The organism is Streptomyces sp. NPDC055287, from assembly GCF_053646035.1.
The window spans coordinates 42895-56396 of record NZ_JBSHNE010000036.1; the positions used below are offsets into that span (position 1 = coordinate 42895).

10 protein-coding genes and 3 pseudogenes are annotated in these 13502 nt (G+C 67.7%); 4 read left to right on the forward strand and 9 right to left on the reverse strand.

Annotation, left to right across the window (positions count from 1 at the left end):
• Nucleotides 1-31: 31 nt before the first annotated feature.
• Both ACWIHY_RS33120 and ACWIHY_RS33125 read right to left on the reverse strand, forming a co-directional pair.
• Entirely contained in the window at nucleotides 32-1906 is a 1875-nt protein-coding gene (locus ACWIHY_RS33120) for a glycosyltransferase family 2 protein (protein ID WP_454379994.1), read from the reverse strand.
• A gap of 119 nt (nucleotides 1907-2025) precedes the next feature.
• Nucleotides 2026-3081, reverse strand: a complete 1056-nt coding sequence (locus ACWIHY_RS33125; RefSeq protein ID WP_454379996.1) for a UDP-glucuronic acid decarboxylase family protein — start codon at nucleotides 3079-3081, stop codon at nucleotides 2026-2028.
• 713 nt (nucleotides 3082-3794) lie between these two features.
• Between ACWIHY_RS33125 and ACWIHY_RS33130 the strand changes: the two are divergent.
• Nucleotides 3795-4614, forward strand: a pseudogene (locus tag ACWIHY_RS33130) (PhzF family phenazine biosynthesis protein); the annotation flags it as partial.
• A gap of 135 nt (nucleotides 4615-4749) precedes the next feature.
• Here ACWIHY_RS33130 and ACWIHY_RS33135 read toward each other — a convergent pair.
• The 4 genes from ACWIHY_RS33135 to ACWIHY_RS33150 form a co-directional block, all read right to left on the reverse strand.
• On the reverse strand, nucleotides 4750-5250 hold the full coding sequence (locus ACWIHY_RS33135) for a pyridoxamine 5'-phosphate oxidase family protein (protein ID WP_454379998.1): 501 nt from the start codon (nucleotides 5248-5250) through the stop codon (nucleotides 4750-4752).
• A 352-nt stretch (nucleotides 5251-5602) separates the two neighbouring features.
• On the reverse strand, nucleotides 5603-6229 hold the full coding sequence (locus ACWIHY_RS33140) for a glyoxalase (RefSeq protein WP_454380000.1): 627 nt from the start codon (nucleotides 6227-6229) through the stop codon (nucleotides 5603-5605).
• 5 nt (nucleotides 6230-6234) lie between these two features.
• Entirely contained in the window at nucleotides 6235-6699 is a 465-nt protein-coding gene (locus ACWIHY_RS33145; protein WP_454380002.1) for a helix-turn-helix transcriptional regulator, read from the reverse strand.
• A 392-nt stretch (nucleotides 6700-7091) separates the two neighbouring features.
• Entirely contained in the window at nucleotides 7092-7502 is a 411-nt protein-coding gene (locus ACWIHY_RS33150; RefSeq protein ID WP_454380003.1) for a VOC family protein, read from the reverse strand.
• A gap of 526 nt (nucleotides 7503-8028) precedes the next feature.
• On the opposite strand from ACWIHY_RS33150, the gene ACWIHY_RS33155 reads away from it, so the two are divergent.
• The gene (locus tag ACWIHY_RS33155) at nucleotides 8029-8601 is read left to right on the forward strand and encodes a MepB family protein (RefSeq protein WP_454380005.1); all 573 of its coding nucleotides are present in this window, start codon (nucleotides 8029-8031) and stop codon (nucleotides 8599-8601) included.
• A gap of 471 nt (nucleotides 8602-9072) precedes the next feature.
• Here the strand turns inward: ACWIHY_RS33155 and ACWIHY_RS33160 are convergent, their stop codons facing one another.
• The 3 genes from ACWIHY_RS33160 to ACWIHY_RS33170 form a co-directional block, all read right to left on the reverse strand.
• Nucleotides 9073-9456, reverse strand: coding sequence for a VOC family protein (locus ACWIHY_RS33160; RefSeq protein WP_454380006.1), 384 nt, complete (start codon nucleotides 9454-9456; stop codon nucleotides 9073-9075).
• Nucleotides 9457-9870: 414 nt separating this feature from the next.
• Nucleotides 9871-10716 carry a phosphotransferase enzyme family protein gene (locus tag ACWIHY_RS33165; protein ID WP_454380007.1) on the reverse strand — a complete coding sequence of 282 codons (846 nt, stop codon included), beginning with the start codon at nucleotides 10714-10716 and terminating at the stop codon, nucleotides 9871-9873.
• Nucleotides 10713-11402 carry a hypothetical protein gene (locus ACWIHY_RS33170; protein ID WP_454380008.1) on the reverse strand — a complete coding sequence of 230 codons (690 nt, stop codon included), beginning with the start codon at nucleotides 11400-11402 and terminating at the stop codon, nucleotides 10713-10715. The genes ACWIHY_RS33165 and ACWIHY_RS33170 overlap by 4 nt, the downstream gene beginning before the upstream one ends.
• An 816-nt stretch (nucleotides 11403-12218) precedes the next feature.
• Between ACWIHY_RS33170 and ACWIHY_RS33175 the strand changes: the two are divergent.
• Nucleotides 12219-12323 (forward strand): annotated as a pseudogene (locus tag ACWIHY_RS33175) (IS5 family transposase); the annotation flags it as partial.
• 803 nt (nucleotides 12324-13126) lie between these two features.
• Nucleotides 13127-13411 (forward strand): annotated as a pseudogene (locus tag ACWIHY_RS33180) (DUF1707 SHOCT-like domain-containing protein); the annotation flags it as partial.
• Between the last annotated feature and the right edge of the window lie 91 nt (nucleotides 13412-13502).

Here is a 13502-nt window from a genome sequence, read left to right on the forward strand (position 1 = left end):
CGTCACGGGACTTCGTGGGGGTTTGTCCGATTCACCAGTTGAGCAGGCCTGCCAAGTAGACCGGGTACATCGAGATGGCCCACGCCAGCGGAAGGAGCACCGCGATACCGGCGAGGAGCGGCCCGCGGGCCGTCACCAGCGCGCGGTGCGGGGGCACTCCAGCCGCTCTGGCCGTCTCGACGACATGCAGCCCGCTGATCGCAAGCGTGACCACCGCGTACGACAGGGCGCCGACCATGCACAGGAAGACATATCCCGCCGCGGGGCCGGTGAGCTCTCCGATGACGGCCGCACTCGACAGAGTCGCTGTGATGAGGAGGTGTGGCGCCACGAGCCGCAAAGGCAGGGGTTCCAGACCGTCACGTTTTTTCGGCGTGACCTTGAAGACGATCGTCCGGGGACGCAGCTTCTGCAGTACGGCTGCGCCCACCCCCCAAGCGACAAACGGCCAGCGGGACAGACTGAACAGCCAGTTCTCCCAGCTCAGCACTGGTGCGTCCGGCGGGCGCAGCAGGCCGCGCCGACGCAACATCACGGCCATGAATGTCATCCACACGGACATCGCCCAGAAGTGGCCGAGGAATTCGAAGTAGTTCACGTTGATCCATGCCAGTCCGGTGACTGCTGCCACGGGAGGCAGCGCGAGTCCGGCAGTCGACGTCAGCGCGAGGAGCGGGTAGAAGAACAGTGCGAGGAGGAACCTGACCCGCAGCCACCCGCGCAGGCGGCGTAGGTGCCGAGGAACCAGCCCGAAGAGCATCACAGCCAGGCTTCGCGACCACTGGAATTCCTGTGTCGCCATCGCAGCGAAGGTGATCGGCCCGTCGCCGTGAGCCTCGGCGTCGATGGCGAATGCCCCTTGCCAGCCTGCGGAGTTGATGAGGAAGGTGGTGGAGAAGTCCTCGGCCAGCTCGGGGCCGACTCCCCCGATGTCCCGCAGAGCCCGAGTGCGAACTGCGTAGTGGGAGCCGATGCATACGGGAGCCAGGCCTCCGGAGTGTCCGAGCTGGACAGCGCCGTGAAACAGGGCTTCCCGGTGGAGACGCCCTCGAGCCGACCACGAGGTGGCGGCGTTGGTGTCGCACACACTCGGGGCGGCCACGTATCCGACCGCGGGGTCGGCGAACGGCCGGACCACCTCGGTCAGGTACGTCGGGTGCGGCACATGGTCACAGTCGAGCTGGGCGACGACGTCGTAGTCCCGGTACCCCCAGTTGTCGTAGAAATACGCAAGGTTGCCCTCCTTGCACCGCGTCCGGCGCGGCCACGTGGCCCGGTGGTAGTCCGGCAGGCCACGTCGGCACGACATCCGCACCCCGTTCGCCACGCACCACTGCAGGATCTCCTGGGACGGGTCCTCGTCGCAGAGCCACACGTGGTACGAGTACGCAAAGTCCTGCGCCAGCATCGCCCGGAGCGTGGCGCGGGCCATCTCCCAGTGCTCGGAGGGGGCACGGGTTACCACGAACGCGGCCCTCACGGGTGGCACCTCGATCTCCGGATTGAACCTGCGAAGCCGCAGAACCGCGACGAGGAAGTGCAGGGGCATGAGTGCCAGGTACGTCAGCAGCGCGCTGTTCACAGCCAGCCCTACCCAGCTGATCCGGTGCTCGGGCTGCAGCCACCATGTCCAGAACCAGACCAGGCACACCACCCAGCCGGCTGCCAACGCGCCCACCTTCACCCGGTCGAGCGGGGAGAGCGCGGTAATCAAGCTCGAGGCTTGAATCCGCAGGGAGCGTGACGGAAGGCCGAACTCCGGTCCTTCGGAATGGATTCGGACGACACGGCCGTCCGAGAGGCTAAGGAGCTGGGCGCTCAGGGCTTCGTGCGGACCGGCGGGCGCGGTGATCAGTTGGTCGGTCGCGTCAGCCTGGCCTGCGAGACCTGGCTCGGCCTGCGTCATGAGAGGGTGCTCCGGAAGTCGTCTCGGCTTGGCGACGTGAATGGCTCATGGCCGCCCTGGCTGCGGGGGATCGCCCCGGCCCGGCGACACGCGAGCGCCAAACCCGGCCGGGGCGATGGTCAGTACATGGGGTCAGCAGCCTGTGAGACAGTCGCGGCGACAGGGGTCGGCGTGCTGTCCGGCCCGGCGAGCGGGACGCCGTCCTGCTGGCCGCCCCTGATCGCTGCCGCACCGGCCGCCACGTCCTGAGGGCAGGAGACGAACCACTCCACAGTCCGCCGCAACCCGTCCTCGATGTCCACGTCCGGGTACCAGCCGAGCCGGTCCTGGGCGCGATTGATCACCGGGCGGCGACGAACCGGGTCGTCGACGGGAAGCGGGTAGTACCGCACCTCCGACGTGGAACCGGTGATCTTCAGCACGAGTTCGGCGAGCTCGGTTACAGTCCGTTCCACCGGATTGCCCAGATTGAACGGTCCGGCTTCACTCGAGTCGAGCATCGCGACAACCCCGCGGACCAGGTCATCCACAAAGCAGAAACTGCGTGTCTGCTTCCCGTCGCCGTAAATCGTCAACGGCTCGCTACTGAGCGCCTGCGTAATGAAACTGGACACCACACGGCCGTCGTGCGGGCGCATCCGCGGACCGTACGTGTTGAAGATGCGCAGGATACCGACATCCGCTCCCAGGCTCCGCCGGTATGCAACCGAAACTGCCTCGGCGAACCGCTTGGCCTCGTCGTAGACACTTCGCGGCCCGACAGGATTGACGTTCCCCCAGTACTCCTCGTCCTGCGGATGGACCAGAGGATCGCCATACACCTCACTTGTCGACGCAAGCACGAACCGTGCACCGTGGCGCAGCGCCAGCCGGAGGGCATTCTCGGTTCCACGGCTGCCCACAGCCAGCGTCTCCAGGGGCCACCGCAGATAGTCCGGCGGCGAGGCGGGACTCGCGAGATGCGCAACCGCATCGATCCGCCCCGGGACGTCCGCCGCGACACTGACGTCAGAATGGATGAATTCGAAGGCAGGATTCGCCCTCAGATGTGCGATGTTCTTCGGCTCACCGGTCAAAAAATTGTCGAGGCACACGACGGAATCCCCACGCCGCAGGAGCGCCTCGCACAGGTGTGATCCTAGAAAACCACCGCCACCAGTCACGGCAACGCGCATGAGTTTCTCCACAAATCAGGGGCAGGAAAGCCTGAACTCCGAGACCCCGAACGCAAAACGAGGCCCTCGGGATCGGAGGCAGTTCTCAGGGAAACCGCAGGAAAAGCATATTTACACACATTAAGGCTCTCCGTGAGGATCGGAGCGCGGTGGTGCGCCAATCGGCCGTCACGCCGGCAAAGCGCGCAACCCCCCTTGACTGCGGTCCGGGAACCTTCCGGCAGCTGCCGATTACGCGTCGCTCGATCACTCACCCAGGTGAATCGAAGTCGCGCGCGTCGAGCGGCGGAGAGATTCCCTCCGGAGCAGCGGCGCCTCTTCTCCGAATTGGACCGTGCGAAGCTCCGCCCACCGCTGCCCCGATTGCCGCACCGGACGATGATCCCGGTGGCGCTGTACATCTGATCTGGGTGCACCGACGACACGTGGTGCCGCATCGGCAAGCGCGCCGCGCATTCCGCATCCACACGCGCAACGCCTGCGCCGCTCGGCCGAACGCCGTTGGATTCGACAGCACCATCACCGTCATCGGCGTGCTCCGCGCCTAGGTGATCGATCCCAAGGGGGCAGCGATCAGCCCGCCCCAACTGATCGATCCGGCCCGGCCTTCGCGGCCCAGATCGGTGTGCGGATGGATACTCCGGGCGGAAATGGGTCCACTTTAGTCGAATTGGACTTCGCGCAATTGTGATTGGCGTCGATACGGTCGCGGTATGCGTATCCACGTCGTCGACGCCTTCACCGACCGGCCGTTCGCCGACAACCCCTGCGGGCGTATGCCTGCTCGATACCGAAGACTGGCCTGAGGATGCCTGGATGCAGCAGGTTGCTGCCGAGATGAACTACTCGGAGACCGCCTTCGCGCTGCCGCTCCCCGACGGCGACGACGCCGACTGGGAGATCCGCTGGTTCACCCCGCTCGCCGGGACCAATCTGTGCGGCCATGCCACTTTGGCCACGGCGCACACACTGCGGCGGGAGCGTGCGGCTGTCGGTGCGCTGCGCTTCCGGAGCCGGTTCAGCGGCATCCTCACCGCGCATGCGCACCAGGACGGCCTCATCACCCTGGACTTCCCGGCCGCGCCCGGCACCGCAAGCCCGTTTCCGGAAGGCCTGCCGGAGGCCCTGGGGGTGAGGCCGGAGGCCGCCTTTCGCACCGGTATGCTCGGCGATCTGTTGACCGTCCTGCCCGACGAGGCAACCGTCCGGGCCGTGATCCCCGACCTCGAGGTGATGGCCGACATGACCCGCCGCGAGGGCCTGCGCGGCGTCATCATCACAGCCCCGGCACCCAGTCCTGGCCTGGAGTACGACTTCGTCTCCCGCTTTTTCTCACCCGCCGAGGGCATCCTCGAGGATCGGGTCACGGGCAGCGCCCACACCGCACTGGCCCCCTACTGGGCGACACGGATCGGCCGCGACGAGCTCACCGGTCTGCAGGTATCCGCGCGCAGCGGGCTGGTCAGGACCGCTGTGTACGGTGACCGCGTTCATCTCACGGGGCAAGCGGTCACCGTTCTTGACGGGGCCCTGCATGTTCAGCTGATCGATTCCGCAGGATTGGCGACTCGCATGGGCGAGAGGGCCCAACGTCAGTGCGTGAAGACAGAATCGGACTCCCTCGCCACCGCGCTGTACGCGAATACGTCCACGTCCTTGTCGGCGTCCTCAGCCTGACGGCTTGCCGAGTGCGGCGGGTGTGTTGTCGTGTGGCGGTCGGCCGAGCCAGCGGCCGTCGCGCATGAGGTGGCGTCCGCGCAGCTCGTTCGCCTCACGCCAGGCCTGGATACGCTGCGGCCGGATCAGGAAGTACTGGTAGGGCTCGTCGAGCTCGCGCGGGTCGAAACCGGTCTTGGTCGCGAACGTGTCGCCCGTCTTGGGAGCGAGGTCGGCGATGTCCACCGGCTCGGCGATGCCGTCGACGACGACAACGTCGCGGGTCGGCCCGAGGCTGAGGCGCACCCCGCCGTCCGCCAGCAAGTTGCGGCCGGTGACCGAGGCACGCGGCGTCGAGATGAGGAACGCGATCCCGTCCCAGAGGTAGGAGAGCGGGATGAGGTGGACGCCGCCCGAGCCCGAGGTCGCGGCCCACAGATCGACGTCGCTCTCCAGTCTCGCGCGAGTGTCCCGCAGCCTCTCCTCAAGTCCACGCGGCAGCGTGCCCGTCATGCTTCCTCCAGTCGCTTCGTGCAGGGCCCTGCCTTGCGAGGGCGGGCTCCGTCGGTCGTCGGTCGGTTCACTTCGGTATCGGCCTTCGCGGACGCCACGGCCTCCAGCGCCCTGCGGTCTCGCGCGCACCGCCCTCTCAGGGGCCGGTGAGCACGAAGCGCGTCGTATGTACGGAGCCGTCCGGCGGCGGGCCGGCAGCCGGACCCATGTCCGGCGAGGCGCGGTGCACCTGGTCCGAGTGACGATGGCGGGCGGTCGCGGGCGGGCGGATCCGCCAGGCGCCCGGGCGCCGCCCGGAGCCCGGCGGCCATCTCATGATCGGCGGCCAGGCAGGGCAGGCAGCGGTGACACATCAGGGCGTGGGTGCCAGCGATGCGGCCTCCCAGGCAAACCCGTCCGGGTCGGTGAGGGGCCCGGCAGCGCCGCCGATCATGAGCCGGTGCGATCCGGTGCCGTCGGGAGAGACACCGGCGTCCTTGGCAAGCGCACGACGCCGGTACAACGCCAGCTTGACAGGGCCCGCCCCAGCAGCGAACTCGACGTACACGCGGCCGAAGCTCTTCCCCACCGCAAGACCTTGGTCAACGTAGAACCGCTTGCTCGCGGCCACGTCCGCGACCCCCAGCAGGAGCACGATCTCGTCGATCTTCCCGGTGGCCGGGCCAGTGTCCTTCTTCGCCGAGGTCGCGACCTTCCAGATCGCCCCGTCCGGAGCCTGCACGACACCGCCGTAGCCCCACAGCGACTTCGCGACAGGCTTCAGCACAGTGGCACCCGCCTCCACAGCGGCGTCGACGAGACGGTTGACAGTGGCCGGCTGGGACACCGTGAGCGCCAGCGTGAACCCACGGAAGCCGGTCGTCGGCGCCTGCGAGGCCCGCAGACGTACCTGCGTGTCCAGACCGAACGCGGCGGAGTAGAAGCGGTGAGCGGCCGTGGGGTCGGCCACCTCGAGAGTGACGGATTCGATGTTTGCCATGTCCATCACGCTAGTTGCCGCTCGGCGGCCGGCGCTTCTCGATTCCTGACCGGTCTTGACACCCACTCCTCCACACACGGCGCCACCCCCCGCGCAGCACCCGTCGAACGGGCCCGGTAGACACTGGGCGGCATACCGACCAGCCCGAAGAAGCGGGTACTGAAAGTGCCCAGCGATGAACAGCCGACCGCGAAGCAGACCTCGGTGACGCTGAGGTCGCCACGACGCAACAGCGCCGTCGCGCGCTCGATGCGACGCGTCATCAGGTACGCGTACGGCGACTCGCCGTACGCCAGTCGGAACTGGCGGCTGAGGTGTGCGGCCGACATGTTCACGCCGCGAGCCAGCGCCTCGACGTTCAGCGGCTGCGCGTACTGCCGGTCGATCCGGTCACGGACCCGGCGCAGCTGCGCGAGGTCGCTCAGGCGCTGCGCCGCGGTGCGCGCGCGCCCCCACGAGGGATGGCACATAGAGAACTCCTTTGAATCGGTACCCGCGAGCACCTGGGTTGCACGACGGCGTAGGCGGCAAAGTGCTCGATGGCGATGACCCGCTCGCCGTCGACGAGCCGGCCCAGCAGACCGAGCGGGCCGAGCAGGCCGAGCAGCCGCTCGACGGCGGCGGGATGGAAGCCGGTTGTCGGCTGGGCGAGGACGCAGACGCCGCCGCCCTTGTGGACGGCCGGCGTGCGCGCCCCGGCCTCGGCGGCCGCTCTCGCGCGTACCTCTGCGATGATGCGGCCGCCGAAAGGGGTAGTCGCCCGAAGGGTGGTCGAGGACAGCGCGCCTGGAATCGCCGGCCGCCGTATTCCTCGCAACTGGTCGCGGCGCCGGCCATCATGACCGGGTCGATGACCGGAAACTCAGCGGAGTTCCTGGATGCGGACCAGGTTGCCCGCGGGATCGCGGAAGGCGCAGTCACGGATGCCGTACGGCTGCTCTGTCGGCTCCTGGACGACCTCGGCGTCGCCGGCCTGCACCTTCTCGAAAGTGGCGTCGAGGTCCCGGGTAGCCAGCAGAATCCAGCCGTACGTGCCCTTGGCCATCATCTCGGCGATGGTACGGCGCTCGTCCTCGGTGACCCCGGGATCAGCGGCCGGCGGCGCCAGGAGAATGGACGTGCCGGGCTGACCGGCGGGGCCGACCGTGATCCAGCGCATCTTGCCCTGTCCGACGTCGCTGCGGACCTCGAAACCGAGGACGTCACGGTAGAAGGCCAGAGACGCGTCCGGGTCGTCATGCGGGAGGAAGCTCGTGTGAATAGTGATGTCCATGACCATCATGCTAGGCAAGCTCCACGACCAGCGCTTCTCGATTCCTGACCGATCCGGCCACCCGTCCCACCCCACACGGTTGTATCCCCGCCATGGCGCGCACCGCCTGGCCCCGCGTCGTCCGACCCGTGTGTTTGGTGGTTCCGTTGCCACCAGTCGTCGGCGTGTAGAGGACCGGTGCTCGACTGGGGCCAGGCAGGGGCGTGACAGCGCCCAGCGCCCTCCCGATGGAGGGGCTCCCCTGGGCGGCAGCGGGGTACTGGACCTGAGGCAGGGGGGTGATGGCCGTCCGGGATGAAGACGGTTTCCAGGGATCCTCTCAGGATGGCGCGGTCGACGTACGGACCGAAGCAGTCCTGGATCAGGCGCAGTGCGACCTGGGGCGGAGCCAGCGGCTCCCCTCCAGCCACCAGTGGGGCGGATGCCTGACGCAGGGCGTCGTCCAGCGCTGGGTATGAGGACGGTCCGACAGGCCGCACCCGATAGCGTGTTCGATTATCGGTGGCGGCAGGATGCGAGTACGGCGATGGAACATGACGTCTCTTCGGGGCTCGGCGACAGTGATGCGAGGCCTTGGACGGGCGGAGCTGGGATCCCCGGTGACCTGTTGGCGGCGAAGGAGCTGGTGTACGACCCATGTGGGTTCACGTACTCCCAGCCGGTGCCTGAAACGGAGAGCGCCGAGTACGGGGCATGCGAGTTCACGCTGGATGGCTCCTCGGTCAGGTTCCGCGTGGCCAAGACAACCCCGACAAAAGTCGGCCAGTTCGTCACGGTGTGGAAGCGGTCCGCGAGCGGGCCGATACAGCCGTTCGACGCTGCAGACCCCGTTGACCTGTTCGTCATCAGCACTCGCGAAGGCCAGCGGTCCGGGCAGTTCGTGTTTCCGCGCGACGTCCTCCGTGAACGGGACATTGTGTCAAGGAACGGATCCGGCGGGAAGCGGGCATTCCGCGTCTACCCGCCGTGGGTGACGACCACCAACCGCCAAGCCCGCCACACGCAGACGTGGCAGTTGAGCCACTTCCTGCCTCTGCCCGGAAACAAGCTCATCGACACCGCCCAGGCGCGCGCGCTCTATCACGCCTGCCGCCCGTGACACGCCTGCCCGCCACCCGGCGACGGCAGCCCGTGACCGGTAGGCGCGAGCAAGCCTGAGACTGCTGCGTTGCAAGCAGGCCGAGACATGGCGCCGGTGGCGATCCGGGCGGGTGAGTGGAGATCACATCCGCCTTCAGCGTCCTCAGCCGCGACGTGCAGATGGTGACTGGGCATGACGACGTAAACCCCGGCCCGTTCTCACGCGGGCAGTGACCTCTGACTGATCACCCTCATCGTCCGGCCGGGGAGAGACCACGGCTCCCACGACCGCGCCACCCCCAGGTGCTGATCCCCAGACTCCGTCCACGCGCATCAACCCCAGGCCGACTGACCTCCACCCGTGCCCTCCAAAACGAGACCGCCCTTCAGCCCGACGCTGACCAGGAACACTCACCTCACCGGACGCCATGCCCAACTCACCCGCAACTTGCGACACTTCGTACGTCGAAGTGTGCCCTGACCTTCCGGTTCAGGAAGTCAGGGCAGCACGCTCCGATTCGCTACGCAGGATGCAGAATTCGTTCCCTTCGGGGTCTGCGAGGACAACCCAGCCCCAGCCGCTGGGCTTGCGGTGGTCCGCGACGACAGCGGCGCCAAGGCCCAGCAGGCGTTCGACCTCTTCCCCACATGAGGTCTGCGGACGCAGGCACAGGTGGAGCCGATTCTTGACCGCCTTCAGCTCCGGCACCTCGTTGAAGTGCAGCATGAGACCGTCGGCCAGCATCACCTCGGTCTCGTCGTCTCCGGGCCGGTCCTCGGGATCGATTGGACGGCCGGTAACCGCACTCCAGAACCGGGCCAACTCATAAGCATTGGCACAGTCGATCGCCACGTTCTGCAATATCGAAAACATGACCAGGAGCCTGCCTGAACATGACCTTCACACGCCACCCAATTACCCCGGGCACCTCTCCGGGTTCGCCACGGCCGCCCGAAAACAGGCGCACAGGCATCAGGTATGCCGCTGATGACGACTCCGGGCGCCATGGCCTCTCGGCCTAGCCGTTCCGAGCGGACAGCAACAGACCCGCACAGCAACGCGTCAGCATCGACGTGACGCCTCCCCGTGGTCAGCTCGTCCCGGCCGCGGCCAGGAGGACCCGTTCGCGCAGGAGGGAAGCTTCGCTCGTCCGCACATCCGCGCTTGGTCATCTTGATCGTGTACACGGCCTTCATCCCGGCCGAAGTTCCACAGGTGGTCAGGCCCCGGACTTCGGCATCTGACATCTGACTTCGACCGATTTTGCGGTGTCGGTCTGTTGTGACATCACGCAGGAGCTTGCGGTGTCCAGGCGTCCTGAATGGCGCGGTGCAGGTCGAGCAGCAGAGCCCGGCCGCCCATCTCATGCTCGCTGATCGGGCGCCGCGCCCGGTAGGCGGTGAGGAAGCGCCGCTCCACCGTTGGTGCGGTCTCCGGTGGTTGCCGGGCGGTCAGAAACAGCTGCCAGCTGACAACGTCGTACAGCAGTGGGCCCCAGCTGGGGCTGCCCCAGTCGATCAGCGCGAGTGCAGTGGAGCCGGGGTCCTGCAGGATCTCCGGTGCCGGGTCGCCGTAGAGCACGCCCTCGCTCAGCGCCGCACCGGTGCCGAAGTCGGCTATGGCGGTCAGCGCTTTTCTCAGGGCAGCGCCGCGGCGTCTGCCGAGGCGTCTGGCCTCACCCTTGTAGAAGTCGAGCATTCGCCCGGCCGGCCGGGGTACGTCCGGAAGGGTCATCAAGGTGTGATGGACGCGCCCGAGGAGGTCACCGGCCTGCTCCGGGGCTGTTCCGGTGGTCAGGTCCAGCGGCGAGCCCGGGATGAAGGTGTGCAGGGCCAGCGTCCAAGGACCATCCCGGGGCCGGCCAACCGGGCAGCACAGTCTCCCGTCGACGGTGGGGACCGGCGCTCCGGTACGAATGCCGGCGCGGTCGAGCACGGCGGCGATCCGCAGCCCGGGTTCGACGAACTCGGGGCCGTCGAAGGTCAGCTTCGCGACGTACGGGCCGTCGCTGCTCTCCACCCTCCATACCCGTGAGCGGTCTCCCAGATCGGTCAGTTCGGCGGCGAGTCGTGGGGCGGAAAGGTTCCACGGAGCGAGCAGCGGCAGGAGGCGCTGATCCCAATCGGGGCTCATGCTTGCTGATCCTCTCGAACGGCCATCAGATCCGCAGCGGCAGTGCGGGCGTCGGGTCGGCCGTGGGCAGCCCGGAGGCTTCCGGTCACAGCCCCGACCGCCTCCCGTTCGGCTGCGTGGGCCCGGTAGAACTGGCGGGTGCGGTCCTGCAGAGCGGCGTACGCGCGCTCCAGGCCCTCCGTGTGACCGCCCCCCATCTCGATGTAGGGCTGTCCGGTCGAAACGCACGCGTCACGGACGATGGCGCTCCGCCCTGTGATCCACGCAGCGGTACGGCGGTACGTGGCATCGTCGGCCCCTTCGAGCCAGTGCGGGGCGATCCGCAGATCGTCGGCCGTCAGCGCGGTGTTGCCGAGGAAGACAGCGGCTACCGCCAGCCCGAAGTCGGCCGCGGCCCCGGCCACCGCGGGCGTGACGACGTCGCCCTCGACCACATAGCACTCCGACGGCTCGGGGTCCTCACCGATGCCGTCCGCCACCGCGCGCAGGAACTCGATGAGGAACGGCTGCGCCAACTCCGCCTTGTCGGAATGCATACCGTGCCGCACCCCGTGGTGCGGGGCCGCGTTCTGCAGCATCGACACCAGCGCGTCGGTCGAGCACCCCGGGACACGGTCCCGGTCCAGCAGCATCCGCGCCAGCGTGCTCTTGCCCACCCTCGGCGGACCGCCAATCAGACAGATCACGTACAGGACCGTAGAGGCAGGGCGTGGCTCGAGCAACGCAATTACCCGCGGCGCGGTGGAACTGGTGACGAACGGTTCCCATGCAGCGGACGAGCGACCCGGACGGGTACCGAGAAGGCGGCCGGGATCAAGTCACGCCAGTCGCCGCAGCAGAGACGCCGAAGTCGCATCCTGTCGCGATCAGCCATCCCCTTTGGGCTGTGAACTCACCAAGTGGAAGCCGCCGATGCCGTGGTGCGCGGCCTCGACAATCTCCGGGTATGCGGATTCCGCGCGAGGGCTTGCGGGCCACGGTGGTAGCTGCCTGCGGCACGGGAAAGGCCTTCGCCGTCCAACTGTCCTTGTGGCACAGGCAGGGCATGGTGACCCTCTACGCGGCACCTATGCCTGTCTTCCGGTCCTGGCCAAGGCCGTGGAGTACGCGTACGGGCAGCAAATGCTGCCGTTCGACCTGGTGGTGGTCGATGAAGCCCACCGCACGAGCGGTGGGGGCGGGCAAGCGACCAGACGCTTTCATCCGTGGACTGCCGGCGTTGAGGCAGTACGTCGGGCGGGCGGGAAGAGAAGAAGGTCGTCAGCCGACAGAAGAGCGAGGAGCTGCCCGACGGCACAGCCGTAAGGCTGGCCCATTCCTCAGCGACCACAAAGCACGCCAGGACCGGCTGGACCAAGAACAGCGCACCGCCTCGCCGAACTCGGGCTGGACAGGGCTGCAGAGCCCCGAGGTTGATGATGGTTAGTCCGCGGTCGGAGGCGTCCGCGCAGCACCGGCTGGGAGCCTGGGCGCCGTCACAGCTGTCCGCCCCCGCGCTGGAACACACCGTCTGCGCCTACTTCGCCCGCTGGCAGGAGGAAGGCGCTTTCGCCCAGCTCACCAGCCTGCTCTGGCGCCAAGTGCGTCGGCAGGAAGGCCGGGAGGAGGGAGTCGGTACTCTGACCGGGATGATTCACCGGGTTGTGGCAGGCAGATAGCAGCGATACTCATCATGGTCTCCTCCGCGTGGTGGGTATCCCAACGGGCGATAGTCAGGTGAGGGTCGCGACCACTACATCCCCCGTTTGGGTTCCTGCTTGGACGAGCACGTCGCCGCCCGGTGCCCGCACTCCGGAGCCACCAGAGGTCTCCACGCACTCTCCGCTCGGCCCTGCCGTGGTCGACAGCGCCACCCAGACCCCGTGGGCGGCCGCCCGATCCCTCATATGCCCATCGCGACGGGCAAGCGCACCAGGGCTCGCACCGTAGAGGGTGCTCGCCACGTACGCGTCCATGCCCAACGCCGCGGTGTCCGCGGCATGCTGGGGCACAGCGACACCCATCGCCGGCGGTACGCCCTCCCCGTCAGCCTCTTCAACCCGTACGGTGACCTTCCGGACCGGCTATGGAGCAACTGGTCTGGGGGGGAGGCGTTGTGTCGCACAGCGCGGAGGATCCGGGCACGGTACGGCAGATTTTGCGAGCGGCCACCTGCGAAAACAGGTCGGCTCCCGGGTCTCTCGCAGAACTCTCACAGATGGTCGTAGGCGAGAAGTCGGAAGCGGAACTGGCGCTACCGCCAACCGCCGCCCGCTGGTCCCCAACCCACGAATATGCGGATCAGCGCTGACTATCGCCTCTCCTTCCTGACAGGGCCTGGTCGGGACCCATATCGCGATATAGCGTTAGTCCTCTAGTCGCGCCGCTGGCTGCATCACGCGACAATCTTCGACAGGACCAGGATGGAAGCATGTCGCGAGAGATCCCGCCCACCGGGAAGCGCTCCGGCCCCGGCTCATCACCCGAGTTGCGGGCCTCTCACGCGGACCGGGACCGGGTGGTGGACGTATTACGTGTCGCGGCAGGGGACGGCCGACTGACCTTGGCCGAGTTGGACGAGCGCATGGAGGCTGCCCTGTCCGCGCGGACCGTCAGCGAACTCACCACGCTCACCGCTGACCTGCCGCCCGTGTCGGCCTCGGCCGGCGTGGCCATTACGGAGGTCAAGGATGTACTCCGGATCGACCAGAGGGGGCCCTACCCCTTGATCGTGGACACCCTGATCATTGGATCGTGAAGATCCCTAGGACAGGAGTTCCCGTTGGGGACATCGAAGTACTCGCCTG